25 protein-coding genes are annotated in these 26236 nt (G+C 58.6%); 12 read left to right on the top strand and 13 right to left on the bottom strand.

Annotated elements, in window-relative coordinates; all coding sequences use genetic code 11:
• The first annotated feature begins 18 nt into the window (after positions 1-18).
• The gene (locus PFY00_RS16975; RefSeq protein ID WP_271433786.1) at positions 19-891 is read left to right on the top strand and encodes a TIGR01459 family HAD-type hydrolase; all 873 of its coding nucleotides are present in this window, start codon (positions 19-21) and stop codon (positions 889-891) included.
• 102 nt (positions 892-993) lie between these two features.
• Positions 994-1437, top strand: coding sequence for a MaoC family dehydratase (locus PFY00_RS16980; protein WP_271433787.1), 444 nt, complete (start codon positions 994-996; stop codon positions 1435-1437).
• Between the two features lie 88 nt (positions 1438-1525).
• Here the strand turns inward: PFY00_RS16980 and PFY00_RS16985 are convergent, their stop codons facing one another.
• Positions 1526-2572: an NAD(P)/FAD-dependent oxidoreductase gene (locus tag PFY00_RS16985; RefSeq protein WP_271433788.1), complete on the bottom strand. Its 1047-nt coding sequence runs from the start codon at positions 2570-2572 to the stop codon at positions 1526-1528.
• Between the two features lie 48 nt (positions 2573-2620).
• On the opposite strand from PFY00_RS16985, the gene mnmD reads away from it, so the two are divergent.
• Both mnmD and PFY00_RS16995 read left to right on the top strand, forming a co-directional pair.
• Positions 2621-3319, top strand: a complete 699-nt coding sequence (gene mnmD / locus PFY00_RS16990; protein WP_271433789.1) for a tRNA (5-methylaminomethyl-2-thiouridine)(34)-methyltransferase MnmD — start codon at positions 2621-2623, stop codon at positions 3317-3319.
• Complete coding sequence (locus PFY00_RS16995; protein WP_271433790.1) at positions 3316-4197, top strand: DMT family transporter; 882 nt, start codon at positions 3316-3318, stop codon at positions 4195-4197. The genes mnmD and PFY00_RS16995 overlap by 4 nt, the downstream gene beginning before the upstream one ends.
• Before the next feature lie 18 nt (positions 4198-4215).
• On the opposite strand, the gene PFY00_RS17000 is transcribed toward PFY00_RS16995, so the two are convergent.
• Positions 4216-6294 carry a lytic transglycosylase domain-containing protein gene (locus PFY00_RS17000; protein ID WP_271433791.1) on the bottom strand — a complete coding sequence of 693 codons (2079 nt, stop codon included), beginning with the start codon at positions 6292-6294 and terminating at the stop codon, positions 4216-4218.
• Positions 6295-6432: 138 nt separating this feature from the next.
• On the opposite strand from PFY00_RS17000, the gene dapA reads away from it, so the two are divergent.
• Positions 6433-7308, top strand: a complete 876-nt coding sequence (dapA, locus tag PFY00_RS17005) for a 4-hydroxy-tetrahydrodipicolinate synthase (RefSeq protein ID WP_271433792.1) — start codon at positions 6433-6435, stop codon at positions 7306-7308.
• Between the two features lie 71 nt (positions 7309-7379).
• Here dapA and PFY00_RS17010 read toward each other — a convergent pair whose 3' ends face one another.
• From PFY00_RS17010 to PFY00_RS17040, 7 genes are all read right to left on the bottom strand, one after another.
• On the bottom strand, positions 7380-8711 hold the full coding sequence (locus tag PFY00_RS17010) for a M16 family metallopeptidase (protein WP_271433793.1): 1332 nt from the start codon (positions 8709-8711) through the stop codon (positions 7380-7382).
• Complete coding sequence (locus PFY00_RS17015; RefSeq protein WP_408648476.1) at positions 8708-10051, bottom strand: M16 family metallopeptidase; 1344 nt, start codon at positions 10049-10051, stop codon at positions 8708-8710. Before PFY00_RS17015 ends, PFY00_RS17010 begins: the two co-directional genes overlap by 4 nt.
• A gap of 116 nt (positions 10052-10167) precedes the next feature.
• The gene (locus tag PFY00_RS17020; protein WP_271433794.1) at positions 10168-10686 is read right to left on the bottom strand and encodes a DUF3035 domain-containing protein; all 519 of its coding nucleotides are present in this window, start codon (positions 10684-10686) and stop codon (positions 10168-10170) included.
• Between the two features lie 52 nt (positions 10687-10738).
• Entirely contained in the window at positions 10739-11209 is a 471-nt protein-coding gene (gene lspA, locus PFY00_RS17025) for a signal peptidase II (protein ID WP_271433882.1), read from the bottom strand.
• 237 nt (positions 11210-11446) lie between these two features.
• Entirely contained in the window at positions 11447-13036 is a 1590-nt protein-coding gene (gene purH / locus PFY00_RS17030; protein WP_271433795.1) for a bifunctional phosphoribosylaminoimidazolecarboxamide formyltransferase/IMP cyclohydrolase, read from the bottom strand.
• Positions 13037-13056: 20 nt separating this feature from the next.
• Positions 13057-14805, bottom strand: coding sequence for a heparinase II/III family protein (locus tag PFY00_RS17035; RefSeq protein ID WP_271433883.1), 1749 nt, complete (start codon positions 14803-14805; stop codon positions 13057-13059).
• A 121-nt stretch (positions 14806-14926) separates the two neighbouring features.
• Positions 14927-16183: an RsmB/NOP family class I SAM-dependent RNA methyltransferase gene (locus PFY00_RS17040; protein WP_271433796.1), complete on the bottom strand. Its 1257-nt coding sequence runs from the start codon at positions 16181-16183 to the stop codon at positions 14927-14929.
• Positions 16184-16283: 100 nt separating this feature from the next.
• On the opposite strand from PFY00_RS17040, the gene PFY00_RS17045 reads away from it, so the two are divergent.
• Positions 16284-16484, top strand: a complete 201-nt coding sequence (locus PFY00_RS17045; RefSeq protein WP_271433797.1) for a DUF1674 domain-containing protein — start codon at positions 16284-16286, stop codon at positions 16482-16484.
• An 18-nt stretch (positions 16485-16502) separates the two neighbouring features.
• On the opposite strand, the gene PFY00_RS17050 is transcribed toward PFY00_RS17045, so the two are convergent.
• Together PFY00_RS17050 and dapB are read right to left on the bottom strand one after the other, a co-directional pair.
• Positions 16503-16865 carry a dihydrodipicolinate reductase gene (locus PFY00_RS17050; RefSeq protein WP_271433798.1) on the bottom strand — a complete coding sequence of 121 codons (363 nt, stop codon included), beginning with the start codon at positions 16863-16865 and terminating at the stop codon, positions 16503-16505.
• A gap of 115 nt (positions 16866-16980) precedes the next feature.
• Positions 16981-17799 carry a 4-hydroxy-tetrahydrodipicolinate reductase gene (gene dapB, locus PFY00_RS17055; RefSeq protein ID WP_271433799.1) on the bottom strand — a complete coding sequence of 273 codons (819 nt, stop codon included), beginning with the start codon at positions 17797-17799 and terminating at the stop codon, positions 16981-16983.
• 86 nt (positions 17800-17885) lie between these two features.
• On the opposite strand from dapB, the gene rbfA reads away from it, so the two are divergent.
• Together rbfA and PFY00_RS17065 are read left to right on the top strand one after the other, a co-directional pair.
• Positions 17886-18281, top strand: coding sequence for a 30S ribosome-binding factor RbfA (gene rbfA, locus PFY00_RS17060; RefSeq protein WP_271433800.1), 396 nt, complete (start codon positions 17886-17888; stop codon positions 18279-18281).
• Positions 18282-18285: 4 nt separating this feature from the next.
• Positions 18286-19035 (top strand): phosphodiester glycosidase family protein, encoded by a 750-nt coding sequence (locus PFY00_RS17065; RefSeq protein WP_271433801.1) that lies wholly within the window; start codon positions 18286-18288, stop codon positions 19033-19035.
• Between the two features lie 8 nt (positions 19036-19043).
• On the opposite strand, the gene PFY00_RS17070 is transcribed toward PFY00_RS17065, so the two are convergent.
• Complete coding sequence (locus PFY00_RS17070) at positions 19044-20384, bottom strand: 1-acyl-sn-glycerol-3-phosphate acyltransferase (protein WP_271433802.1); 1341 nt, start codon at positions 20382-20384, stop codon at positions 19044-19046.
• A 230-nt stretch (positions 20385-20614) separates the two neighbouring features.
• On the opposite strand from PFY00_RS17070, the gene PFY00_RS17075 reads away from it, so the two are divergent.
• The 3 genes from PFY00_RS17075 (at position 20615) to deoD (ending at position 23886) form a co-directional block, all read left to right on the top strand.
• Positions 20615-22606, top strand: a complete 1992-nt coding sequence (locus PFY00_RS17075) for a protein meaA (protein WP_271433803.1) — start codon at positions 20615-20617, stop codon at positions 22604-22606.
• A 262-nt stretch (positions 22607-22868) separates the two neighbouring features.
• Complete coding sequence (locus PFY00_RS17080) at positions 22869-23177, top strand: H-NS histone family protein (RefSeq protein WP_271433804.1); 309 nt, start codon at positions 22869-22871, stop codon at positions 23175-23177.
• Position 23178: 1 nt separating this feature from the next.
• Positions 23179-23886, top strand: coding sequence for a purine-nucleoside phosphorylase (gene deoD / locus PFY00_RS17085; RefSeq protein WP_271433805.1), 708 nt, complete (start codon positions 23179-23181; stop codon positions 23884-23886).
• On the opposite strand, the gene PFY00_RS17090 is transcribed toward deoD, so the two are convergent.
• Positions 23883-24767 (bottom strand): LysR family transcriptional regulator, encoded by an 885-nt coding sequence (locus tag PFY00_RS17090; RefSeq protein WP_271433806.1) that lies wholly within the window; start codon positions 24765-24767, stop codon positions 23883-23885. The two genes, deoD and PFY00_RS17090, sit on opposite strands and share 4 nt — an antisense overlap.
• Positions 24768-24871: 104 nt before the next feature.
• Between PFY00_RS17090 and PFY00_RS17095 the strand changes: the two genes are divergently transcribed.
• Positions 24872-26200, top strand: coding sequence for a serine hydroxymethyltransferase (locus PFY00_RS17095; protein WP_271433807.1), 1329 nt, complete (start codon positions 24872-24874; stop codon positions 26198-26200).
• Positions 26201-26236: the final 36 nt, after the last annotated feature.

Here is a 26236-nt window from a genome sequence, read left to right on the forward strand (position 1 = left end):
GCAAGACAGGCATGACCCATGACACAAATCATCTCGGCACTTTCTGACATTTCTGACCGCTACGGCGCATTGTTCGTCGATCTTTGGGGATGCGTGCACAATGGGGTGACGGCAATCCCTTCGGCGGTTGAGGCGCTTTCAGCATACCGGGCCCGCGGCGGCTGTGTGATCCTTGTCACCAATGCCCCCCGGTCCCGCCATGAAGTCGCCAAACAGCTGGTACGGTTCAAAGTGCCCGAAGAAGCGTATGACGATATCGCCACATCCGGTGACAGCGCACGCGTCGCAATGTTTGGCGGTGCGGTCGGCAACAAGGTCTGGTTCATGGGCCAAAAGCACGACCTGCCCTTCTTTGAACCCATCAAGCTGCTGAATGACCCCGAACCGATCACACAGGTTCCACTGGAAGAGGCCGAGGGCATCGTCTGCTGCGGCCCCTTTGATCCGCACGCCGACCCGGATGTAAACCGCCCCGAATTTCTGTTTGCCAAGCAAAAAGGGCTCAAGCTGCTGTGTGCCAACCCTGACATCGTTGTGGACCGCGGCGAGCAACGGGAATGGTGCGCTGGCGCCTTGGCAAAGCTTTATACCGAGATGGGCGGAGAAAGCCTGTATTTCGGCAAACCGCATCCACCGATCTACGATCTGGCGCGGCGCCGTCTGGCCGAGCATCGCAAAGACGTTGCTGACAGCGCTATCCTCGCGATTGGAGATGGGCCAATCACCGACATTCGCGGCGCCATGGGCGAAGATATTGATTCCCTTTTCATCACTGGGGGACTTGCTCGGGTTGAAACGAAAACAACGCAAGCTCCGGATCCTGACGCGCTAACTGATTACATTCAAAAGGAAATGATCAACCCGACCTTTTCCATCGGGACGCTGGGCTGATCAATTTCCCCTTGATTTTGCTGCATCTGCAAAGTAATAATATTCCAAGTCAGGCTTTCTGGCTGCGCTTTTATTACTCAATGACCGACCCTGGAGGGCGAGATGTTGGACAACCTGCCGCGTGGAACGATCTGCATCGAAGACATCGAAATGGGGATGTCTCGCTACCTGATGAAGCAGGTCACCGATGAAGACATTGAAATGTTCGCGCAGGTTTCGACCGACCGCAATCCGGTGCACATGGACGACGAATACGCTCAGGACACCATTTTCGAGGGCCGCATCGCACATGGCATGCTGACCGCCGGATTGATTTCGGCTGTGATTGGCGAACAGCTTCCGGGGCATGGCACGGTCTACATGGGCCAGACGCTGAAGTTCCTTGCCCCCGTGCGCCCCGGCGACATGGTCTATGCCGAGGTCAAGGTCGTGGACATCGATCATGCCAAGCGCCGTGTCACGCTGGATTGCCACTGCTCGGTCGATGGCAAGAAGGTTCTGATGGGTGAAGCCAAGGTTCTCGCCCCGTCTCGCAAATTCGACTGACCAGGACCAGCGGGGCTGCCGCCGACACGCTCCGCATCGGTCGGATTTTTCGTCAACTGGCGCCGCCTTTTCCGGGCGGCGTTTTTCGTTACAGCTGATTTTCGAGAACAAATGCTTCGGGGATATCATCGCGCCCATCCAGCACCAGCGAAGCCATCACCTCGGCAATCTTTGGGGCCATACCAAAACCGATCTTGAAGCCGCCGTTGGCGACAAAGTGCCCGGCGCGCCCCGGCCAATGCCCCAGAACAGGCGCGCGGCTGCGAGCCCGCGGCCGAACCCCCGCCCAGCGTTCGATAACCTTAGCATCCTGCAAAGCCGGGCACCCGGCCCGCGCGCGATCTACCAAGGTCTGACACTGTTCGTCGGTCGCAATCGGATCTGCAAATTCACGCTCTGATGTGGACCCGATGGCAACCGTACCGTCCTTGTGCGGCACAATGTGCAATCCATCGACAAAGAGCTGCGGTGCATCCGGACCAGCATCATAGGCAAGCAACACCGCCTGCCCTTTTACGCCATCGCCGACCTTGCGACCGCCCAGTGCCTCGGTCATGTCCCGCAGCCCCTGCCAGCCCGTGGCCCAGACCACCGCTCCTGAATCTTCTGCCGTATCGGTTATCTGCGCACCCTGCGCCTGCAAGGCCGCGGCCAAGGCTGCACAAGCGCGCCGAGGATGCATACGTGCGCTGAGGGTATCGCGGATCAAAAAGCCCGACGGGCTAACCGGTTCAAAGCCCGGCGCGTCGGACACCTGAACCACTTCCCAGATTGCCTGACCTTTCCAAAGTTGCGCAGCGCCAGAGCTGCGGGATCGGGCCAATTCCAGACCCGCCGCATCCTGAACAGGTTGCAGCCGCCCGGTCCGGCCATAACCGGGATCCATGCCGGATGCCTGTTTCACTGCAGCCCAAAAGCCTTCAGCCATCAAAAGGCTGTCCAGTTGAAACGCCTTCTTGCTGTTCCAGTTTTCAGGCACATGCGGCGCCAGCGCACCAACGATCCCGCCAGATGACCCGGCACCGGGACCATACGGATCGACGACCCGCACACGCGCTCCACGCTGCACACAAGCCCAGGCGACGGACAGACCGAAAACCCCTGCACCCCGTATAGTCACATCGACACTTGCCATTGGATCGCCTCATCGCCATCAACACTGTGTTAGGTAGAGGCAAACCGCATGAGTGACCAGAGCAGCCCAGAGACACACCAGCCAGCGAAAGGGCTTGAATGGAATGGGCAGGTTCCGGTCTCGCAGCGCTTTGACGATCCCTACTACTCGCTAGAAAACGGCCACGCTGAAACGCAGCATGTCTTTTTGTCGGGAAACGATCTGCCGAACCGCTTTAAGCCGGATTTTCACATCGCGGAACTCGGGTTTGGAACCGGGCTCAATCTCTTGGCGGCACTGAGCGCGTGGCGGGCGAGCCATCAATCCGGCGTTTTGCATTTCACTAGCTTCGAAGCCTTCCCTTTGCCTCCAGAAGACATGATCACCGCGCAATCCGCATTCGAAGAACTGTCTGGCATCGGTCAAGAGCTTGCCGGTTTCTGGCGTGTGGGCGCACGGGAAATTTCACTGCCCGATTTGCGATTCACACTCGTGGTCGGAGATGCTCGGGACACCCTGCCTGCGTGGACTGGACAAGCGGACGCTTGGTTTCTGGACGGGTTTTCACCCGCCAAGAACCCCGAGCTCTGGGGGGACGACCTGATGAAGGCGGTCTACGATCACACAGCCCCGACAGGCACAGCGGCCACCTATACCGCTGCCGGGCATGTACGCCGCGCCTTGACCGATGCAGGGTTCGACGTCGAAAGAATAAAGGGCTTTGGCCGCAAGCGCCACATGACCACAGCGCGTAAGGCCGACACATGAACACGGGTCATCAAAAGCAACTGAACACGCCCTTGGGCATTTGGCTGATGGTGGCAACGACCTTTGTCTTTGCGGTGCAGGACGGTCTGTCGCGCCATCTGGCCGGTGAATACAACGTCATGATGGTGGTGATGGTCCGCTACTGGTTCTTCGCTGCATTTGTCGTGACAATTGCAGGGCGAAAACCGGGGGGATTGCGCGCGGCCATGCAGACGGAACTGCCCGGAATGCAAATTTTTCGCGGACTGCTGCTGGCCGCTGAAATCAACGTGATGGTTCTGGCCTTTGTGTATCTGGGTCTTGTCGAAAGCCACGCGGTCTTCGCGTGCTATCCGCTGCTGATCGCGGCACTTTCGGGGCCAATTCTGGGGGAGCGTGTCGGCTGGAGACGCTGGGCGGCCATCGGCGTTGGCTTTGTTGGTGTGCTGATCATTCTGCAACCGTCCGGCGGCGTGTTTTCACCCTATGCTGTCATCCCGCTCGTCTCGGCGCTGATGTTTGCGCTCTATGGGTTGCTGACGCGCTACGTCGGGCGGGTCGACAGCGCGACCACATCGTTCTTCTACACCGGCGTTGCAGGCGCCGTTCTGGCCACCGCGGTCGGTCTGTGGTTCTGGGAACCCATGACACCGCCGGATTGGGGCTGGATGGCGACCTTGTGCATAACCGGCGCGCTCGGCCACTATTTGTTGATCCGCTGCTATGAAGTGGCCGAGGCCAGCGCCGTTCAGCCATTTGCCTATTTGCAACTGGTGTTCGCCAGCGCCATGGGCGTCATGCTGTTTGGCGAAACCGTCCGGCTGAATGTCGCTTTGGGGGCGGGTCTGATCGTAGCGGCTGGCCTGTTCACCCTGTGGCGTGCCCGCAAGGTGGGCTAGAGCCGCAATCCGCGACCACTACCGCAGCCGTTTCAACGTCGCGCCTGCCAGTTCCTTGCTGAACGGGATCGGATGCGGATCACGGCCAAGCCTTGCCCGATAGACCGGTAGGCTTTCTGCAACCCGCATCACGTAGTTGCGGGTTTCGTCAAAGGGGATGAACTCGATAAAGTCCACCACATCCACCTGCCCCCGCCGCGGATCGCCAAAACGTTCCATCCACTGCAAAGGCCTGCCGGGCCCCGCATTGTAGCCTGCCGACATCATAACGACATTTCCGTCAAAGCGTTCGGCCAGATTGGCCAGATATTCGGACCCAAGCACAGCGTTATACGCCGGATCCGTCATCAGGCGTGTCCGGCTGTATTCCATCCCAAGCCAACCTGAAACATCCTTGGCCGTCCCCGGCATCAACTGCATAAAGCCCCGCGCCCCAACGCCGGACTGAACCCCGGGATCAAATTCGCTTTCACGTCTGGCGATGGCATGAACCAGAGCCTTGTCGACCGGGTAGCTGCCTTTCAGGATAATCGGGTGCAACGCATAGTAGGGTTCCGCCAGTTCAATCCCGAACTGTGCTGCGCGTTTGCCGAGCATGACCTGAATATGGGGGCGGTTCATATCGCGCAGCATTGTGCCCAACTGGCCCATTCCGGTGCGGTCCTGCGTTTCGGCCAGATGCGTGATGAACCGCTCGCCCAAGACAGGTTCGTTGGCTGCCAGCAGCAAGAGCGCTGCATGATAAACACTGGTCTTGGTGAATTCTGCAGTGCGCCAGTCTTCAAAGGTCTCCTGACCGGACAGAGATGTATCGACTGGGAAACCGCCACGTTCCGCCGCAAGCAGCCCATAGAAAGACGTCTGATATTGCGCGCCCATCTTGTAGTGTTCCGCAGCCAGATCTTTTTGGTCCAAGGCTTCATGCGCCCGGCCCAGCCAATATCCGGCACGGCCCAGTGAAATGGGTGTAAACACGGCGCCTTTGAACCGCTCAAAATGCTGGATTGCCAGATCAGGACGATCCAGAAACCGCAGTGCGAGATACCCGGAAAGCCATTCGAGATCGGCAAAGTCGCGGCCATCCACAAGAAAGTGGGCTGACGCGATCTGGTAGGCCTCAAGCACATCACCGTCACGCATCTTGTCTCGGGCCAGGTCACGGCGTTGCCGCGCCCATGCCCATGGCTCGCCCAAGGTTTCAAAACGCGCGGAGCGTTCAAGCAATAGATCGACAGCGCCCTGAACCCTGCCTTTGCGGGCGCGCCATAGGAAACGTTCAAATGCCAGCCCCGGATGATCTGCCAGTGTCTGAGGGACAGCTTCGATCAGGGTATCGATCCCGGCCGCTTGATTGCGCAGCCCCATGCGCGCTTCGGCAAGGCGGCGCCAATCGTCGCTGACCAGCGGGAGCATTGCACCGGCGTTGACTGTCCAGCCGCGCCAGAGCGCCATATCCAAACGGGCCTCGTGATGAGGCTTCAGAACTGTGGCCCAGCCCTCCAGAAAAGCAGCGCGCTCTTCCGCGTCGAGCGCAAGCGTGCGCCATGCCAGAACCACTTCTGCCTCGGCGGCGCCTTCATCGCCCTGCTTCAGGTGAGCACGGGCCAGCGCAAGTGCCCCGGCCCCGGTCTTTGGACGCGTGTCGTCAAAGAACGCCAAAAGCTTTTCTGGCTCCAGATCGCCGACCGTCTTTTCGGATTTTTCCTTGAGATACGGCAAACCCGGCCAATCGGGGTTGCGATCAAGAAAGTCCAGAACTTCGGTGGCATCGCCCCGGCCTGCGCGAAGCGCGTGCCAAAGAATGATATCCACTGCGATCTGGCCATCTGCACGGGCCGCCGAGCGTGCTGCGGCCCAATCGCCTGCACGCATGGATGCCATGGCCCGCGCCAGAGCCTGACCCGGCGCATTCGGGTCGACTTCCACGGTTTCAGCCACGGCGGCGGGTTGCGGTTCGGGCGGTGCGGCCTGCGCCTGCGCCACGGTGTCAGGACGCGCCTGAGGGCGCAAAGGGGCCGGTTCCTTGGGCTGTGACCAAGCCAAGGTGCCGCCGAAAATCAGCGAGAAGGCAAAAACAGACAGGCTCAGGCGCGACATATCTTGCAATTTCTCACGTTAAAAGGAATAGACGCCCCTTGAGGATAATACCGTCGCGGGCTGCTTCAAATCACATTCCCGCAGGCAAGCGGAAATCCTCCTGAAACGTAAAACGGAACAAACACAAAGGAGCGTGTCATGCTTAAGGGATCAATGCCAGCCCTGGTCACGCCGTTCAAGGACGGCGCAGTGGATTTTGACACGCTCAAACGTTTGGTCGAGTGGCATATCGCCGAAGGCTCTCACGGTTTGGTTCCGGTCGGAACCACCGGCGAAAGCCCCACCTTGACCCATGCTGAACATGAAGCCGTAATCGAATGTGTGGTCGAAGCTGCCGCGGGACGCGTGCCTGTTGTAGCCGGGGCCGGATCGAACAACACAGCCGAGTCGATGCGCTTTATGCAGCATGCGCACAAAGTCGGCGCCACGGCGGCGCTGGTTGTTACGCCCTACTACAACAAGCCGACTCAGGACGGGCTGATTGCGCATTTCACAATGCTAAACGAATGCTGCGACCTGCCCATCGTGATCTATAACATCCCGGGCCGTTCCGTCGTGGACATGACGCCCGAAACCATGGGCAAACTGGCCGAGCTGGACCGCATCATCGGCGTCAAGGACGCGACCGGTGATCTGGCCCGCGTCTGCCAGCAGCGGATCACATGTGGGACGGACTTCATTCAGGTGTCCGGCGAGGATGCGACTGCGCATGGCTTCAACGCACAGGGCGGTGTTGGCATGATTTCGGTCACGGCCAACGTTGCACCCAAGCTTTGCTCGCAAATGCAGGAAGCCTGCCTTGCTGGCGACTATGCGACAGCATTGCAACTGCAGGATCGTTTGATGCCCTTGCATCAGGCCATCTTCACCGAGCCGGGCCTTTGCGGTGCGAAATATGCCATGTCCAAACTGGGTCTGTGCGAAGAAGACGTGCGGCCGCCGCTTTTGCCGGTCAGCCAATCCACCCGCGACAAGCTGGACGCTGGATTGCGCCATGCAGGCCTGCTCAACTGATTGCAGCAGACACAGTGAAACGAAAAAAGGGCGCGTTTCCGCGCCCTTTTTTAATGTCGAAAGGACTGCGGTTACTGGCTGGGCGCCTCTTCGCCCAAACCTACCGGCTGACCCACCACAACAAAGCGCAGGGCGTCAGGCTGAAGCAATCTGGCAGCAACACGTGCAATGTCTTCCTGTGTGACCGCTTCCACTTTGGCGTTTCGTGTCGTCACATAGTCGGTGCCCAGATCGTCCATCTGCATCCCAACCAGAATGCGTGCAATCGGCTGATTGCCGTCGAAACGCAGCGGATAAGCGCCGGTCAGATAGGTCTTTGCGCGCGATAGCTCATCCTGGGTCACACCATCACGTGCCATTTTCGCCCATTCCTCCTGAACGACCGAAATGGCTTCGGCAATACGATCATTGGCTGATGCCACACTGCCGATGAACAGTGCCGCGTGATCCTTGGGGACGAGATAGGAATAGATCCCATAGGTCAGGCCGCGCTTTTCACGGACCTCAGTCATCAGACGCGCCTCAAAACCGCCGCCGCCCAAAACAACGTTCATTACATAGGCCGCAAAGAAATCAGGATCGTCACGGGCCAGACCCGCATGTCCAAAATACGCCACAGACTGCGGCGTTTCGAACGGCACCACTGTCACGCCCGCCTCTGTCACGACATCGACAGGCTCTGGAAACGGCAATCCGGTATCCGGCAAGTCAGACAACAGATCATCCAGCAAGGTGCCCAGTTCGTCTGCCGAAATGTCGCCCGTGGCTGCGATGTAGACCCTGTCTTTGGCCAGCGCACCCTTGTGCGCCGCCACCATGTCGTCGCGGGTCAGAGCGCTAACCGTTTCAATGGTGCCCTCTCGTGCCGTACCGTAGGGGTGATCCTGAAAAACCAGCGCGTCAAAGGCCGTGCCAGCAATTGCATTGGGATCGCGCAGGTCCGAACGGATGCCGGACAGAACCTGTGCACGCACCCGTTCAATCGCATCTTCGTCAAACCGTGGATTTATCAGCGTTTCGCGCAGCAAAGCGACGGCTTCATCCCTCGTTTCGGTCAGAAACTGCGCCGAGATCGAAACCGTGTCATCCCCGCTGTCATATCCGATGCGGGCAGCGATCGATTCCTTGGCCTCGGCAAAGCCGCGAGCATCCAGATCGCCGGCGCCCTCTTCAAGCAAGCCAACCATCAAATTGGTCGCTCCTCGCTTGCCCGGCAAATCCAGTGACCCGCCCCCCCGGAACCGCAGTTCCAGCGCGACAAACGGGATGGAAGGTTCTTCCACCAGCCAAGCCTCAAAACCGCCGGGGCTGGTCACTTCCTGAATGGAAATTTCAGCCTTGGCTGCAAAGGCGCCGAATACGAATGTCGCCGTCAGCAAAAGGCGGGGCATGAAACGGATCATTGGGTCACCTCCTCGGCATCCATGAGATAGCCGGTCACCGATGCATTGCGATTGAGCACAGAGCGCGCAGCTTCCAGAATATCGTCTTCTGTGACGGCCTGCAGAACATCTGGCCAAGCCTGAATGTCTTCAACCCGCAAACCTGTTGTGAGCGCTTCACCATAGCGGCGCGCCAATTGGTTGGCGCTGTCGCGGGCATAGACCTGCTGGGCTCTTAGCTGGAACTTGATCCGTTCCAATTGGTCCGCGTCTACGCCCTCGTCCAGAAATTCGGCGACGGCTTGATCCAGCGCCGCCTCTGCCTCTTCGAGAGAAACGCCCTGCGCCGGTACAATGATCAGCCCAAACGTCGTGTCATCCAGCGACGTGCCATCATAGAAGGCGCTGGCATAGACGGACTTTTGCGTCTCAAATTGCAGTTTCTGAACCAGAACAGACGTCTGACCACCGCCCAGTACCTGCGCCAGCATCGTCAAGGCCGCAGCCTTTTCCTGCGCGCCCGGATCCCGTTCGGGGGCAAGATAGTTGCGGATGACATAAGGTTGGGCAACGCGCGGGTCGCGCATCACAATGCGCCGCTCAGCCATGTGGCGTGGTTCTTTCACGCGCTCGCGCGCTTGCAAATCTGGGTTCGCCGGGATTGGGCCATAGTGCGTTTCGGCAAGGCTGCGCACCTCTTGCGGTGTCACATCGCCGGCCACGATCAGAATCGCATTGTTCGGCGCGTAGTGGTGTTCGTAAAACGTCAGTGCCTGTTCCAGATCGAGCGTTTCCATCTCGTGGCGCCAACCGATGATCGGTGTGCCGTAAGGATGGTTCAGATAGAGAGCCGCGCGACGCTGTTCATTCATCAACCCGCCCGGATCGTTTTCGACTCGCTGATTGCGTTCTTCGATGATGACTTCACGCTCTGTCAGAATGTCCTCTTCACCCAGCTGAAGATTGACCATGCGGTCAGCCTCCATCTCCATCATCAACCCAAGACGATCTGCGGCAATCCGCTGGAAGTATCCGGTATAGTCAAAGCTGGTGAATGCATTGTCCGTTCCGCCATTGGCGGCAACGACCTTGGAAAACTCGCCCGGCTCCAGCTTTTCGGTGCCTTTAAACAAAAGATGTTCAAGGAAATGCGCGACCCCGGAACTGCCACGCGGCTCGTCAGCTGAACCGGCGCGATACCAGACCATGTGCACAACCGCGGGCGCACGATGGTCTTCAATCACGACGACCTCCATCCCATTGTCCAGTTCGAAACTGGTGACGGCATCATCGATGCCTTGTGCGCGGGCGGGCATTGCCGCCAAGGCTCCAAAGACGAAACAAAGGGCAAGTCTGCGCATGATCACTCCCTATCAATGACTGTGACAGGAAGGTACGCCTAACCCGGCGTAGTTCAAGCCGCTGTGACGGTTATGTGAGAATAGCCTCTGGGCCTGCGCCCAAGGAATACCCTGAATTACTCAGGCGGGGCCGACGGTGTGCGCGCTCCGGCGCGGCGGAACCGCTCCAGCCATGCATACGGGTCGAGCGCCTGACGGCGGTAAGCGCGCTTGTAGTCATCCTGCGGCACGAGGGACCAAGTAAACAGCGAGTTGCGCTTTCGGAATGCCAGATCTTCAGCGGCAAGTTCCTGCCGAATGCCGGGATCACGACCAAAACGGCTCGCCTGATTGATGATTGCACCATCTCCGCGCGGCACGCCATCGCCAGCATCCAGTCGCGATGGGTTCCCACCCAGAAGCGCCACGGCATCTTTCAACGGTGTTTGATCCGTGCGATTGGACCCGCCCGGTGTGGGTGGTGGCAATTCGCGATAGTTTTCCGGTTGTTCCAAGGGTTTATTGGGAACAATCGAGAATTCCTCGGGCTTGCCCGAGTTCGTGCGAAGATCATGCAGGGTAATGTCCCGGCCTTCTCCGCTACACGCTGTCAGCCCTACAAGGGCCAAGCCCGCCACCAGATGCGCACGACGCATCGCAACCCTCCAAGTTTAGTTGAACCCGGTTTAGCGCATCTAAATGGCGGCGTCACGAGGCGTTTTTGCTACCCGGAAACAACGCGAGGCCGATTGCCCCGACGAAGATCGCGATATCGGCCACATTGAATGCAAACGGGTTGTCGAAACCGCAGCAGGACATGTTCAGGAAATCGGCCACAGCCCCATAAAGCAATCGGTCAACAACATTGCCCAGTGCCCCGCCTATCAGAAGTCCGGCAAATACCAGACCCGCGCGGCCCGGAGGGTCCCGTCGCATCCAGACCAGCACAAACAGCACAATGCCGATCGCCACCGATATCAAAATCCAACGCGTCGCTGGTGCATCTCCAGCCAACAGACCGAAGTTGATCCCATAGTTCCAGGCCATCCGGAAATTAAGGAAAGGTGGCCACACGTCAATCGACAGTTTGGTCGCCAGGTCCATGACGTGCACGACCCAAATTTTGGACAGCTGATCCAGAACGAAGATGACGGCCGTCCACAACCAAACCGTTCGCATCGCGCCACCGCTGGATTTGGATTTTCTTGCAGACACCGCTCGCCTCATTGTCGTTTTCTAGGTCATAAAAAACGACCGATCACAGTAAAAGAAGCTATTTGTGTCAACCGCCTACCAAAACGTGCCACTAACAAGCGCCAACCACGGCCCCGGACCATCTGAAAACTAAACTACACCCACACGTTGCACAACTGCCCCTCACGCGGTTGACGTAAGGGACAGCGGCCAATTGGCGGATCAATGCCGAAAGTGGCGCATTCCTGTAAAGACCATGGCCAGTCCAGCCTCGTCAGCGGCGGCGATCACTTCGTCATCACGCATCGAACCGCCAGGCTGGATCACGCAAGACGCGCCCGCGCCTGCAGCTTCCATCAATCCGTCCGCAAATGGGAAGAAGGCGTCAGAGGCCACTGCAGACCCTTGGGTCAACGGCGCGTCAAGACCCATGGCTTCGGCCATGCGCTCTGCTTTCTTGGCGGCGATCAGTGCGCTGTCCACACGGCTCATCTGACCAGCACCGACACCAACCGTCGCGCCGCCATTGACGTAGACAATCGCGTTGGACTTGACGTGCTTGGCCACCTTCCATGCAAACAGCAGATCGCGCATTTGCGCATCCGTTGGTGCCTTCTTGGTAACGACTTTCAGGTCATCCATCCCGATAAAGCCGCTGTCGCGGTCCTGTACCAGCATACCGCCAGACACCTGACGATAGGCCAGCCCGGTTTCGCGCGTGTTTGCCAGACCTGTGGTCGTCAACAGGCGCAGGTTCTTTTTGGCGGCGAAAACAGCAATCGCATCGTCATCTGCACCCGGCGCAATAACCACCTCGGTGAAAATCTCGACGATCTGTTCTGCGGTTGCTTTGTCCAGACGCTGGTTCAAGGCCACAATCCCGCCAAAAGCAGAGGTGCGGTCACAGTCGAATGCCTTTTGGTAGGCGTCTTGCAAGCTGGCACCGCGCGCGACGCCACAAGGGTTGGCGTGCTTGATGATCGCGCAGGCCGGGCCGTCAGCCGGATCGAACTCGCTGACCAGCTCAAACGCGGCATCCGTGTCATTGATATTGTTGTAGGACAGTTCCTTGCCCTGCAGCTGTTCGGCAGTCGCCACGCCCGGCCGGTTGGAGCCGTCGACATAGAATGCGGCGCGCTGATGCGGGTTCTCGCCATAGCGCAAGGGCTGGGCCAAATGCCCGGCAAAAGCGCGTCGACGTGGGTTCTGTTCTTCCATGGCATCTGCCATCCAGGTGCTTACGGCTGCGTCATAGGCACCCGTGCGGGCATAGGCGATCTGCGCGAGACGGCGGCGGAACTGAAAAGAGGTCTGCCCGCCGTTCTGATCCAATTCATGCAGCAGCGCCGTGTAATCCGCGATGTCCACGATAACGTTCACGAAAGCATGGTTTTTGGCAGCCGCCCGAATCATGGCCGGGCCACCGATGTCGATATTTTCGATGCAGGTGTCGTAGTCGGCGCCCTTGGCGACGGTTTCTTCGAATGGGTAGAGGTTCACCACCAGCAGATCGATTGCCCCGATGTCATGCGCTTCCATAGCGGCAACATGATCATCGTTGTCGCGCAGCGCCAGAAGACCGCCGTGCACTTTGGGGTGCAAGGTCTTAACCCGCCCGTCCATCATCTCTGGAAAGCCTGTAACATCAGACACATCGCGTACATCGATGCCTGCGTCGCGCAGGGCCTTGGCGGATCCACCCGTTGACAGAATTTCGACCCCCCGTTCAACCAATGCCGCGGCCAAGTCGATCAGGCCAGTCTTGTCGGATACGGAAATCAGCGCGCGGCGCATTGGGGCGAGGTCTTGCATGTCGGAGCTCCCGAGGTGGTTCAGATCATCAGATCCGCCTCATCCCGGGACAGGTCACGAACAGCAACAGCCGTTTCATGCGCCTTAGCCAAAGACCAGCGGACGCGCGTCGCATACTTCATCGCGCGCCCAGATAGAACAACCTGTTTTGTCGCGCGTGGCTGGAGTCGCCCTTTTTCGAGGTAAACGGACGGCTCAATGGTCATTTCCGCGGCACCGCTCGAGCGCAGAACCCAGATTTCGCCAGATCGCAGCGCCATCGAGACGGCAGCACCGCCCATGTCGAGCGCAACATCAACTTCTGGGTGCAGATGAAAATGAATCTGGAACGGCAAGCCGGCCAGCCTCACGCCATCCATGGCTTTGTCGAACCGTTTCTTGTCGGTATTGTCGAGCGCGACCAGATAGTCTTCACCTTCAAGCGAACGGCCATCGAGACTGAGCTTCAGACTGCGTGCATGTGTCAGGCCTTGTTCCCGCACGTAGCCATCATGCCCACCCTCAAAGCGGTAACCATCGGCAAGGTGCTGCAATTCGACCGGAACTTCTTTGGGGCCGTCTTCGAGCAGTTCGTGCTCGGCCAGACCAACCCATCGCGAAGTGGTCAAGCGCGCGCTGGAAAACCCTTCGAGACACAGCGCGGAATGAGACGGTGTAGCCCGCCCGGCCCGACGCCATTCGGAACCAAAGGTCTGGCCGGACCCGCAATTCACGATCAGCGGGCGACGACCCGATGTCACTTCGAATGCCAGCGTCGAGGCGTGAGATTGGATCGAAGCACGTCCCTTTGGCGGCGCGGCCGCGTCGATCAGAACAGAGGTCCGTCCTGCGGACAGACGGGCATAACCCATCGCCAACCCCTTGACCTGCCGCTTCTTGCTGCGAGACGCGGCCAGAGCCTGATCCAGACGACCATCCAAACCCCGGCCGCCGCCATGGAACCGGGCAAGACCACCATCCGCATGCCGCAAAGTGCGCAGCGTCGGTGCGATGCGTGCAATCGCATCAACCAAACCGGCACCCGGTTCCTTGCCCGCCTCTTCGAGCGCCGCCTGCGCCCAGGTCAGCAAAGTAAAGACTTCCAGCAACTCTTCTGGATTGCGGGTCGGGATACCGCCCTGGCTGTCGATCTGACGGGCGCATTCGGCCTCAAGACCGGATTGCGCAGCGGCCGTGTGCCCCTCCATGCCCTGGATCGACAATGAGGCATAAAGCAAGCCGGTCAGCGCCTCAAACTTGGGCAGCCCCGGCATCGCCTTTTGCCCGCGCCGCGCGAGGAATTGCGTCTGCGCCGCCAAGGCCTTGTAAAACTGTTCCGATTGTTCCGGCGTCCGGCCACGCAGCACAAACAGTGCATGGTGAATCCAGCGAATGACACGGCGCCCGGTCAACTCGGGGGTCCAGCCCACACCCTGACCACGCCCGTAGCGGTCGATCCAGCCCCATAACCAGCCCTGCGCCAATTCGCGGGCCTTTGTATCACCGACCGCGGCCAGATCATCGAGCCATGCAAAGCCATGGATTTCTTCGGCGTAGTCAGCCGAAGGATGCGGCAAATCCCAGATCATCGCGTCCTTGGCTTCGACCAGATGCCCCGAGAACATCAAGTTGCCGGCAACCAATTGTCGTCCGCGCGCAAAATAGCCAATGGTTCTTGGTTCGGGCTGGGAAACAAACCCCGTCGCAGCCCGGGCACGCGCCGCGATACGCGCATGGAAACGGTTCATCAACCGCGCCTGTTTCGCACGCAAATGCTGCACCCGATCCATATGACTGACCTTGTCCTGCCCAAAACTGTTGTGTGGGCTGCTCTGCCCTATGCGGTGTTTCCCGCTTTTGTTGCGCACACAATAGCGCGACTGGCGTGCCAAGTCATTAGGCTTGTGTGAATCAGGCCTTTTGCAAAGCCGCCATGTAGAAACCGTCCATCCCGCCCTTATCAGACCAATAATCAGGACGCAGACGCAGCCCACCGTCCGGCGCCAGCCAAGTCGCTTCAATTCCAGCACTTTCCGGCTTCAAAAGCGCAAGCTCCGGATGCACGGCAAGCATATCTTCGATGTGGCATTCGCCCTCGTCCGGCAAGAGCGAGCACGTGGCAAAAACCAGCCGCCCACCGGGTTTGACCAGAGTTATGGCATGGGCCAGCATCGCGGCCTGCAGTTCAATAAGGGCGCCGATTTTTTCACCCAACTGAATATGCGGCAAATCTGGATGCCGCCGGATTGTGCCGGTTGCCGAACAGGGCGCGTCCAACAAAACGGCATCGTATTGGCCGCTGTGCTCCAGCGCATCTCCTTCGACCAGTTTGGCCCGAAGTCCGGTGCGCGATAGGTTTTCTTCGACGCGGGCCAAACGCGCCGCCGACAAATCAAGCGCCGTGACCTCAGCGCCAGCCGCCGCCAACTGAAGTGTCTTGCCACCCGGTGCTGCACAAAGATCCAGTACGCTCTGGCCTCTGACATCACCCAAAAGACGCGCGGGCATTGCCGCAGCGGCGTCCTGCACCCACCAATCGCCTGCCTCAAACCCCGGCAAAGCCGTCACCTGCCCCGCATCCATCAAGCGGATTGTACCGGTTGGCAGGAGCGTTCCGCCCAGCGCTTCAGCCACTGCCGCGGGATCGTGTTTGGCGGAGATATCCAGTGGTGCGCCTGAAAAATGCGCCGCCTCCATAGCGGTGACTGCGTCGCTGCCCCAAGCGTCCACCAAGGGACCGCGCAGCCATTTGGGCAACCGAGGAACTCGCAGCACCTGCCATTTTTCCGGGGCCTCTGCTGCCAATTTGCGCAGAACCGCATTGATCAGCCCGCGCATCCCGGCGGTTCGCTTGCCTGCCGCGGCAATATTTACGCAGTCATTAACGACACCATGCGCCGCGCCGCCCGTGGCCAGTTCAACCGCTCCCAGCCTCAGAATATTCATGACCCGTCCAGCGGGCGCTTTGCGCAAATGCGGCTTAAGCAATCTGTCTGCACGCTCAAGCCCCCGCAGGGTATCAGCCGCAAGTCGTAGTGCGGCGGCGCGGTCAGCCGGGGCCAATTCGTTCAGCTTGGACGCCGCCTCGCCCAAACGTTTGGCATCGTTCAAGACCAAGCCCAATAGATCGACGGCCGCCTTGCGGGCCGGGCTGTAGCGATTGGACATGTAGGCTCCAGAAGTTGATGGCCCCAGAGGGCACGCGGCAAAAGCTTGCTCAAACAGCGCAGCGGCGTATATCAGCGGGACAGAGCTTAGGAAAGCCGCGATGGACAACGATACACAAGACCCGAACCGTGAATTGCCCCCAGCAGCGCAACGTGCCCTTGCCGAGGCGGCAGAACGGCGTGCAAAGCTGGAGGCTGAATCCGAAACAAACCCTGCCCCCAAAGAGCTGGGCGGGCGCGATGGGCCAGAGCCTGTCCGCTATGGTGATTGGGAAAAGAAGGGCATCGCGATCGATTTCTGAGGCGCGTTTCGGGTATACTTATCTAAGCTTGAAATCAGCCGAGTCGCCATTGCCCTGATCCGATGTGAACCGGATGCGATTACCATTTGCCCGCACTTCCTGACAATTGTAACCAAGTTCATCGCCGCCCCAATTCAAGTCCCGGCAGAAGTAACCGTTTTGCCAACGCCAGTTGCCCGTCACGTCCCAGCGTGCCCCTTTGCCGCTAATGCTGCCATCCGGGGCAACCCGCAGTTTGACCAGAGGGCGAGTCAACGTTTTGCCCTGTACCAGTTGAACAAAAGACGCGCGATCCGACACCTTGGAAAATTCAGCAACGGCGGGGCCGGCCAAAACCAGCCCCAGCAGGACCCCAGCAACTGAAATTGTTCCGCGCATCATCGTCACCCCACGGCATGCATGTTTGTCGTGAAAAGATACGTAGGGCGGAAAAATTTAGATCAAACAAAGATCAGCCCGAACTGTGCGCTGTGCAACTTTCCGCTGGTCGTGATGTTCAGGTCGCCTTGAGGCCCAAAACGTCCAGCATGTCATAGGCGCCGGGACCTTTGTCCTGGCCCCACAGCGCGGCCTTCAATGCACCGCGGGCAAACAATGCCCGATCAGAGGCGATATGCTTGATGGCGATGCGCTCCCCAGCAGCGGCAAACAGCACCTCATGCTCACCCACAATGTCGCCACCGCGCACTGCATGAAAGCCGATATCACCACGTTTACGCGCGCCAGTGATCCCGTCCCGGCCCCGGTCAGACACATCATCAAGCGCAACGCCGCGCCCTTCGGCAGCAGCTTCGCCTAGCATGAGAGCCGTACCGGACGGGGCATCCACCTTGTGATGATGATGGGCCTCAATGATCTCGATATCCCAATCTTCGTCCAAAGCGGCCGCAACCTGTTTCGTGACCTGCGTCAGAAGATTAACGCCCAGAGACATATTGCCAGCCCGGACAATCACCGCATGGCGCGCTGCACGGTCGATGGCCGCAATGTCATCGTCCGACAGCCCAGTGGTTCCAATCACGTGAACCGCGCGAGCCTGTGCCGCCAGTTCGGAAAAGGCCACCGTTGCGGCCGGTGCGGTGAAATCAATCACTGCCTGCGCGCGCGCAAAAACTTCGAGTGGGTCGTCTTCGACCACAACACCCAGCTCCACGCCGCCCATACATTGCCCCAGATCGCGCCCGACCCAATCGTGTCCGGCCCGTTCAAGAGCGCCGACCAACCGCATGCCGTCATGCGCCAGAATCTCACGCACCAGCATCTGACCCATACGGCCTGATACGCCTGTAACCACCACACCCGGCAGATCGCTCATGTCTCGGCACTCCCTTGCTTATTCGCGCTTGCATAACCTGCGTTGCGCCGCTTGGCAAAGCCCTGCGATATGCGTACATCTGGGCCATGGCAGGCAAACACTCAAAAGAGGGGCGCGGCCCCGGTCAAAGGCAGCTCCGCGTAGGCGAGCTTATCCGCAGGCAGTTGTCGGAAACACTGATGCGTGGCGATATCCACGATCCCGATCTGAACAGATTGAATCTGACGGTCAGCGAAGTCACGGTTTCCCCTGATTTGCAGATCGCGACAGTCTATCTGGTCCCGCTGGGCGGCAAAGGGCAGGAGGACATGTTCGACCTGTTGCACCGCAATCGCGGAGAAATGCGCCGCGCGATTTCGCGCGGTTTGACCCTTAAGCACACGCCGCAGCTTCGGTTCCGTCTCGACGAAACATTTGACCGCATGGATGAAACGCGGCGGTTGCTCAGTCAGGACGCGGTGCGCCGCGATCTGGAGAGCTAGCCTCTTGCGCTGCGCAGCCATCAGCCTTGCGCTCTGCGGCGTTCTTTGGCTCAGCCCACAGGCTGCAAAGGCTGTCGAATGCGAAACGCTGGAACACAGTGGCAACAGCTATGCTGTATGCGAGGTCAACCCGGCGACCGAGGAACTGCGCCTTTTCCGGGCTGACCCAACCGGTATCGTGTACGGCCACTTTTCCGAACTTGAAACGATGCTTGGCGCCTTTGACAAGAAACTGGCCTTTGCGATGAATGCCGGCATGTATCACCCGGATCGGGCACCGGTCGGACATTATGTCGAAGACGGTGCCGAACAGATGCGTGTGATCCCAAATGCCGGTCCAGGCAATTTCGGTCTGCTGCCCAATGGTATCTTTTGCATTCGGGACAGACGTGCAGACGTTATCGAGACGCGCGATTATCTGGCGTCCCGCCCGGATTGCACACATGCAACGCAATCCGGCCCGATGCTTGTGATCGACGGCGCGCTGCATCCCCGATTTCTGCCTGACAGCACGTCGCGCCATATTCGCAACGCTGTGGGCACGTCGATCGATGGGCGCCGGGCGGTCTTTGCAATTTCGGACAACGCTGTCACGTTCTACGAATTCGCCAAGTTCTTCCGGGATGTCCTGAAACTGCCCAATGCGCTTTTTCTGGATGGCAACGTATCAAGACTCTTTGCGCCTCGTCTGGGGCGCGACGATCGGGGCCGCCAGATGGGCCCGATCGTGGCTGTTGTCGAACCCGAAAGCTAACGCATCGGTCAGGTCTGAACCTGCTCAATGGAATTGGCATAAAACTGCAGAACATCCGTTTCGACGACCCGCAGTTTGCCGTTGTCTTCTGTGATCAGGCCCCGTTCCAGCAGCGCGCGCAATCCGACCTCGACAGCGTAGTCCCGGTTGTCGCGCGGGACATGCATATGAACGCCCTGTAGCTTTTCCGCAAATTCCGAAAAGGCAATTTCAAGGTCCGCACGCGTTTCAGCGCCGTTCAACAGAAGACGTGCGATCAATGGGACTGGCAACACTGGAATCAAAGCCGAAATTCGCGCGATCAAACGTTCCGCCAAAGCCTCCGAGTCTTCGGCCAGTTCGGGCGCGTCCCTCAGGGAAACCGGCGCGCCAAAACTGACGGCTGCATATCCGAACCGATGAAACCGGCCTGTCACACGCAGCCACAGCTGCCGAATGATTGCCTTGGCGACATGGCTGATCTTCGCGTCAAACCGGCGGCCGCCCTTCTTGTCTGCGGCTATCAGAACTCGGTCTTCGAGAACGCGATCGTAGTTAAGGGCCACGGGTACGAACACCACGTCGCGTTCAGACAAATCCAGCCCATCGACCATGTAGGTCAGCAGACCCATTTTCGGCGGCTGCACAGCACCATTCAGGCTTAGACCACCTTCGGGGAAAATGGCCTGCGTGACACCGCCCGCCGTCGACATCTGCACATAGCGCCTCAGCACCATGCGATAGAGGGCGTTGCGCGATTTTCTGCGAATGAAGTAGGCCCCCATCATTCGGATCAGTCCAGACAGCGGCCATACCTGTGCCCATTCGCCCACAGCATAAGACAAGGCCGAACGATCCGCAGCCAGATGAGTGACCAGCACGTAGTCCATATTGGACCTGTGGTTCATTACAAAGACCACAGTTGCATCACGATCGACCTTGGACAGAGCCTCTTCGTCGTGATGCGCCAGCCGAACCCGGTAAAGCGCATTGGACAACCAGCGCGCCAGTCGAACACCCCAGCCGAAATAGGCAAATGCCGAAAAGCTGGGAACGATTTCCTTGGCATAGCGCTGCGCCCTCTGAAAGGCGACGTCCTCTCGAATGCCCTCTTTCTTGGCGTGATCCACAATCGCCTGAGTGACCTCAGGATCATACAGAATGCGCTGAATCAGATCGTAGCGGCGCAGCAGACGAAAGGGTTCAATCGGACGATCAAGCCGTTCGTTCAGCCGGTCCACGGCCTTTTGCATCCGCCGCCGGAAAAACCAGCGCACAGAGGGAAACAGAAAATGAGAGGCAAAAGTGACCGCCGCGAAAAGCACGATCAGTACAAAAAACCATAGAGGAAGCGTCACAGGTGCGGTCATCGGGCCACCGTGAACGACCAAGTGACCCACTGCAAGGGTTCGTCTGTATAGTCTGTTGCCATGACGTGACGATCCGCGCACGCAAAACACTGTCATGAAAACAGGGTTGCGTTTATGCTGCACCTGCTCACGCTGCAGCGCGGCGAATTGACAGCGACATAATATTTCGCAATAACTCGCCACAACGCAACATGATTGCGACCCAATGATTCTCGTGGACGGAGACCTTCATGACCGAACAGAAAGCCGCCCAGACAGCCGAAACCCCTGCCAAGGATCGCCCATGGCTGATCCGGACATATGCCGGGCACAGCACGGCCAAAGCTTCGAATGCGCTATATCGTGGCAACCTCGCCAAGGGCCAGACTGGTCTTTCGGTGGCCTTCGATCTGCCCACGCAAACGGGCTATGACAGCGACCACATTCTGGCACGCGGCGAAGTCGGCAAGGTGGGCGTTCCGGTCTGCCATCTGGGCGACATGCGCACGCTGTTCGATCAGATTCCGCTCGAACAGATGAACACGTCCATGACGATCAATGCAACCGCGCCTTGGTTGCTGTCACTGTACATCGCCGTGGCCGAGGAACAGGGCGCGGACGTGTCCAAACTTCAGGGCACGGTGCAAAACGACCTGATCAAGGAATACCTTTCGCGCGGCACCTATATTTGCCCACCGAAACCATCGCTCAAGATGATCGGCGACGTGGCCGAATACTGCTACAAAAACGTTCCAAAGTGGAACCCGATGAACGTGTGTTCCTATCACCTGCAAGAAGCCGGCGCGACGCCCGAACAAGAACTTGCCTTTGCCTTGGCCACGGCCTGTGCCGTGCTGGATGAACTCCAGCCACGTGTCGATCCAGAAGATTTCCCGGCGCTGTGCGGACGTATCTCTTTCTTTGTGAATGCGGGCATCCGTTTCGTCACCGAAATGTGCAAGATGCGTGCCTTTGTCGATCTGTGGGATGAAATCCTGCAAGAGCGTTACGGCGTCGAAAACCCGAAATTCCGCCGTTTCCGCTATGGTGTTCAGGTGAACTCGCTTGGCCTGACCGAACAGCAACCGGAAAATAACGTCTACCGCATCCTGATCGAAATGCTGGCTGTGACCTTGTCCAAACGCGCGCGCGCCCGTGCTGTACAGCTTCCTGCCTGGAACGAAGCACTGGGCCTGCCCCGCCCATGGGATCAGCAATGGTCCATGCGCATGCAACAGATCCTGGCTTATGAAACCGATCTGCTGGAATACGAAGACCTCTTTGATGGCAACCCCGCCGTGGATCGCAAAGTCGAAGCGCTAAAGGATGGCGCACGCGCTGAATTGGCCAACATCGGCTCCATGGGCGGCGCCATCGGGTCGATCGAATACATGAAGGGCCGCCTCGTTGAATCCAACGCGGAACGCCTTGGCCGCATCGAACGCAATGAAACGGTTGTTGTCGGCGTTAACCGCTGGACTGAAGGTGAGCAGAGCCCGCTGGTCGGTGAAGACGGTGGCATCATGGTTGTCGATCCCGCGGTCGAGCAGGAACAAATCCTGCGCCTGAACGAATGGAAATCCGAACGCGACGCAGAGGCCGTAGAATCGGCACTCGAAGCATTGCGCGCCGCAGCGAAAGCGGGTGAAAATGTCATGCCCGCGTCAATCGCCTGCGCCAAGGCCGGCGTGACCACAGGAGAGTGGGCGGGCGAAATGCGCGCCATTCACGGCGAGTACCGCGCACCAACGGGCGTTTCGTCTTCGCCAAGCAACAAGACTGAAGGACTCGATGACATTCGCGCGGCAGTGGATGCCGTTTCGGATCGTCTTGGCAAGCGATTGCGCTTCCTTGTCGGCAAGCCGGGTCTTGATGGGCACTCCAATGGCGCCGAGCAAATTGCTTTCCGGGCCCGCGATTGCGGAATGGAGATCGACTATGAGGGCATTCGCCTGACCCCTGAGCAGATTATTGAGGCCGCGCAAAACGGCGCGCATGTGATCGGGCTTTCCATCCTCTCCGGAAGCCACATCCCCCTCGTCGAGGATGTTGTAACCCGTATGCGTGAAACGGGCCTTGGGCATATTCCATTGATTGTCGGCGGCATTATTCCCGAAGAAGACGCCACCCGTCTGCGGGCCATGGGCGTTGCCAAAGTCTACACACCAAAAGACTTTGAGCTGAACATGATCATGAAAGACATCGTGACACTGGTCGATCCAAAGGCCGTTGCCGCCGAATAAGCCCGGCAACCGATTGATGTCGCAAGCCAGATGGCACCGGTCTCCGGTGCCATTTTCATTTGGCCTGACATCGTCTACTCTTTCCTAAATTGACCGATTAATACGACGTTAAACCTTAGCGCGTTTATTCACGCGAATTGGCGTCACTTATTGCGCGTATGTTCCTTTGTTTCGGTTTTTAAATCACGCTTTTCACAAAATGATGGCTTGATGTTTTTTGCTCAGGCACCGAACACCAATAGAGTTCAGCAGGAGAAGACAAATGAATATCGATCTGGAAACACTGTCGCGTGACGAACTGCAAAAACTGATCAAGGACGCGGAAAAAGCGCTGAAATCAGTAGACGCCCGTCGCAAAGCCGAAGCAAAGCGTGCTGCGGAAAAAGCAGCCAAAGAGTTTGGTTTCTCGTTGGATGAGGTTATGGGTGCAACAGTCAAAGGCTCCAAGGGCGCACCAAAGTTTGCAAATCCTGCGGATGCATCGCAAACTTGGACTGGTCGGGGCCGCAAACCCAATTGGGTTGTTGAGGCGCTGAAATCCGGCAAATCACTAGAGGACCTCGCACTTTAAAATGACAATCCACATCGGCGCAGAACCCGGGCAAATCGCAGAAACAGTTCTTATGCCCGGCGATCCGCTGCGGGCGGAATGGGCGGCCAATACCTTTCTCGACGACGCAAAGTGCGTGAACCGCGTGCGTGGGATGTTGGGCTTTACCGGAACCTATAAAGGGAATCCGGTCACCATCCATGGAAGCGGCATGGGCATGCCCAGCCTGTCCATCTATGCCAATGAGTTGATCCGCGACTACGGTGCCAAAACACTGATCCGGATTGGCTCATGTGGCGGTATGCAGGACATGGTCGGGATTCGCGATGTAATCCTTGCGATGACGGCTTCGACGCTTTCGACACCATCGCGCGGCATCTTCCGGGAACTCAATTTTGCACCCTGCGCCGATTATGGCCTTCTGCGGTCAGCTGCCGATGCAGCCTCTGCACGCGGTATCACGCACCACGTCGGCGGCATTTATTCATCAGACGTTTTTTATGACGAACGCCCTGATCTGAATGAACAAATGATGCGTCATGGCATTCTGGGTGTCGAAATGGAGGCGGCGGAGCTTTATATTCTTGCCGCGCGCTATGGCGTGCGTGCTTTGGCTGTTTTGACTGTTTCTGATCATCTGGTCACACACGAGGCTTTGCCATCGGAAGACCGGGAACGGTCCTTTGGCGAAATGGTGGAAATTGCGCTCGAAGCTGCATTTCCAAGCTAAGTCCAATCCTTGATCGCTGTATCGGTCAAGAGCGCCGCCACTTGATCGCGCGATTTACGTGTCAGCCCATTTGGTGTCAGCAACGCCAGTGATTTGCCGGTTTTTACCGGCAAATCAAAAGGCGCGACCAATTCTCCCGTCTCCAGATATCTTTGCACCAGCACTTTGTGCGCCATAAGAACCCCAACGCCTGCGAGCGCTTCTTGAACAGCGATGGAATACAGAGAGAACTGTGGCCCTTTGGGGCGATCCGGTGCTTTCAGCCCCACCCCGGCAAGCCAAGTCTGCCAGTCTGCACCCCACGACGTGTCAATCAACCATGGCAACGCCAGAAGATCATCGGGCTGTTTGAGTGATCCTGCCAGAGCCGGAGCGCAAACTGGCAGCAAGATGTCTTCTTCCAACGATAGCCCCCGCCCGTTCGGCAAAAGAAACAACGCACAGCTAAAAGGTTCGCGGAGCAGGTTGGGCGGTTGTTCCAGTGCCGTGACCGAAACCTCACGGCCCGGAACAGCATGGCGCAAAGCTGGCAAACGCGGCGCCAACCAAAGCTGCGCAATCGCTGGCAACGCCGCAATCCGCATGTGGCGCCCCGCTTCATCCTGCAAGACCTGTGTGACCTGTCCCAAGGTGTCAAAGCTGTTCGACAACAGCGGCAGGATGCGCGCCCCCGATGCGGTCAGAACGACGCCCTGTGCCTTTCGATCAAACAGCTTTACACCCGCCCAGTCCTCAAGAATGCGCACTTGCTGCGATACGGCCCCCGAGGTCACCGCCAATTCATCTGCGGCGCTGGAAAACTTACCCAAACGCGCGGCGGCTTCGAACGCCCTGAGTGCGGTCAAGGGCGGCGGCTTTGGGCGGGGCGGATCAACAGCCATAGTTAACTTTAGTTTTTCTAAGGGTAGATTTCATGAATACTGGTTTGCGTGACTTCTGCCAATCCTTTTCAATCAAGCTCAGAACACCACACTAGGAGGCCCCTATGACTGCGCTTGCCCCACGTTCCTGGTTACCGCCACACAGCGATGAGATGTCGCTCGCTTATGCCGAAACGGCCAGCACGTCCGCTGCACACGATATCGCAAAGCGCATCGCCCATTTGGCTGACCGTTCGCGCGCCATTCATGAACAGGAGTGTTTCAACCTCAATCCCGCGACCAATGTGATGAATCCTCGGGCCGAAGCCTTGCTGGCTTCGGGCATGGGCGTGCGACCATCGCTGGGACATCCGGGCGATAAATATGAAACCGGTCTGGAGGCAATCGAAGAAGTCGAAGTGATCGCGGCAGAACTGGCCGCCGAGGTCTTTGGCGCAAAATTCGCTGAAATCCGGGTTGCGTCGGGCGCGATGGCAAATCTCTACACCTTCATGGCTTTGACAAAACCCGGCCAGCAGATCATCGCGCCCCCCGCAAGCATCGGAGGCCACGTCACCCACCATGCTGGCGGATGCGCCGGGCTATACGGGCTGCACACCTTCGACGCCCCGGTGAATGCGGAGGACTACACTCTGGATCTGACCGCACTTCGCGACATGGTAGAACGCGTCAAACCGGCGCTGATCACCGTGGGCGGATCGCTGAACCTATGGCCACATGACGTCGCCACAGTGCGAGAGATCGCAGACACGGTCGGCGCATGGGTGATGTTCGATGCAGCCCACCAATGCGGGATGATTGCCGGTGGTCAGTGGCCCAACCCACTCGAACAAGGCGCGCACGTCATGACCATGAGCACATATAAGTCGCTGGGTGGCCCACCTTCCGGGTTGATCGTGACCAATGATGCGAAGATCGCCGAAACACTCGACGCCATTGCCTTTCCGGGGATGACTGCGAATTTTGACGCCGCCAAATCCGCCGCACTGGCGATGAGCCTTCTGGATTGGCGTGACTTCGGCGCGGCCTATGCCGAAACAATGATCGAGACCGCGCAGGCGCTGGCGGAAAACCTCGCAGCGAATGGGCTTGACGTATTCGGGGCTGGCAAAGGCTTTACCGCATCGCATCAATTTGCGCTGAATGCTGTGCCGCTCGGGGGCGGGCAGACCGCCAGCAAGGTGCTCAGACGTGCGGGCTTTCTGACATGTGGCATCGGGTTGCCAATCGAAGCGCGGGCGGACGGGGATATGAACGGCCTGCGCATCGGCACACCAGAATTGGTGCGTTGGGGTATGACCGCCAAAGACATGCCGAAACTCGCCGGGTTGATCGCCGAGGCTTTGCGCCGCAACGATCCCGAAGCGCTGGCCCCGCAAGTGACACAGTGGCGCCGGCAGTTCGATACGGTGCATTTCGTACACAGCGGATGATCTGGGCGATTGGACGGGCCTTAGCGCCCGTCTGTA

This window comes from Thalassococcus lentus, from assembly GCF_028023555.1.
Classification (GTDB): domain Bacteria; phylum Pseudomonadota; class Alphaproteobacteria; order Rhodobacterales; family Rhodobacteraceae; genus Thalassococcus_A; species Thalassococcus_A lentus.

Bases quoted from the DNA above. Each gene is read 5' to 3' on its own strand.
- PFY00_RS16975 (WP_271433786.1), top strand. From the start codon at position 19: ATGACACAAATCATCTCGGCACTTTCTGACATTTCTGACCGCTACGGC.
- PFY00_RS16980 (WP_271433787.1), top strand. From the start codon at position 994: ATGTTGGACAACCTGCCGCGTGGAACGATCTGCATCGAAGACATCGAA.
- PFY00_RS16985 (WP_271433788.1), bottom strand. From the start codon at position 2,572: ATGGCAAGTGTCGATGTGACTATACGGGGTGCAGGGGTTTTCGGTCTG.
- mnmD (WP_271433789.1), top strand. From the start codon at position 2,621: ATGAGTGACCAGAGCAGCCCAGAGACACACCAGCCAGCGAAAGGGCTT.
- PFY00_RS16995 (WP_271433790.1), top strand. From the start codon at position 3,316: ATGAACACGGGTCATCAAAAGCAACTGAACACGCCCTTGGGCATTTGG.
- PFY00_RS17000 (WP_271433791.1), bottom strand. From the start codon at position 6,294: ATGTCGCGCCTGAGCCTGTCTGTTTTTGCCTTCTCGCTGATTTTCGGC.
- dapA (WP_271433792.1), top strand. From the start codon at position 6,433: ATGCTTAAGGGATCAATGCCAGCCCTGGTCACGCCGTTCAAGGACGGC.
- PFY00_RS17010 (WP_271433793.1), bottom strand. From the start codon at position 8,711: ATGATCCGTTTCATGCCCCGCCTTTTGCTGACGGCGACATTCGTATTC.
- PFY00_RS17015 (WP_408648476.1), bottom strand. From the start codon at position 10,051: ATGCGCAGACTTGCCCTTTGTTTCGTCTTTGGAGCCTTGGCGGCAATG.
- PFY00_RS17020 (WP_271433794.1), bottom strand. From the start codon at position 10,686: ATGCGTCGTGCGCATCTGGTGGCGGGCTTGGCCCTTGTAGGGCTGACA.
- lspA (WP_271433882.1), bottom strand. From the start codon at position 11,209: ATGCGAACGGTTTGGTTGTGGACGGCCGTCATCTTCGTTCTGGATCAG.
- purH (WP_271433795.1), bottom strand. From the start codon at position 13,036: ATGCAAGACCTCGCCCCAATGCGCCGCGCGCTGATTTCCGTATCCGAC.
- PFY00_RS17035 (WP_271433883.1), bottom strand. From the start codon at position 14,805: ATGGATCGGGTGCAGCATTTGCGTGCGAAACAGGCGCGGTTGATGAAC.
- PFY00_RS17040 (WP_271433796.1), bottom strand. From the start codon at position 16,183: ATGTCCAATCGCTACAGCCCGGCCCGCAAGGCGGCCGTCGATCTATTG.
- PFY00_RS17045 (WP_271433797.1), top strand. From the start codon at position 16,284: ATGGACAACGATACACAAGACCCGAACCGTGAATTGCCCCCAGCAGCG.
- PFY00_RS17050 (WP_271433798.1), bottom strand. From the start codon at position 16,865: ATGATGCGCGGAACAATTTCAGTTGCTGGGGTCCTGCTGGGGCTGGTT.
- dapB (WP_271433799.1), bottom strand. From the start codon at position 17,799: ATGAGCGATCTGCCGGGTGTGGTGGTTACAGGCGTATCAGGCCGTATG.
- rbfA (WP_271433800.1), top strand. From the start codon at position 17,886: ATGGCAGGCAAACACTCAAAAGAGGGGCGCGGCCCCGGTCAAAGGCAG.
- PFY00_RS17070 (WP_271433802.1), bottom strand. From the start codon at position 20,384: ATGACCGCACCTGTGACGCTTCCTCTATGGTTTTTTGTACTGATCGTG.
- PFY00_RS17075 (WP_271433803.1), top strand. From the start codon at position 20,615: ATGACCGAACAGAAAGCCGCCCAGACAGCCGAAACCCCTGCCAAGGAT.
- PFY00_RS17080 (WP_271433804.1), top strand. From the start codon at position 22,869: ATGAATATCGATCTGGAAACACTGTCGCGTGACGAACTGCAAAAACTG.
- deoD (WP_271433805.1), top strand. From the start codon at position 23,179: ATGACAATCCACATCGGCGCAGAACCCGGGCAAATCGCAGAAACAGTT.
- PFY00_RS17090 (WP_271433806.1), bottom strand. From the start codon at position 24,767: ATGGCTGTTGATCCGCCCCGCCCAAAGCCGCCGCCCTTGACCGCACTC.
- PFY00_RS17095 (WP_271433807.1), top strand. From the start codon at position 24,872: ATGACTGCGCTTGCCCCACGTTCCTGGTTACCGCCACACAGCGATGAG.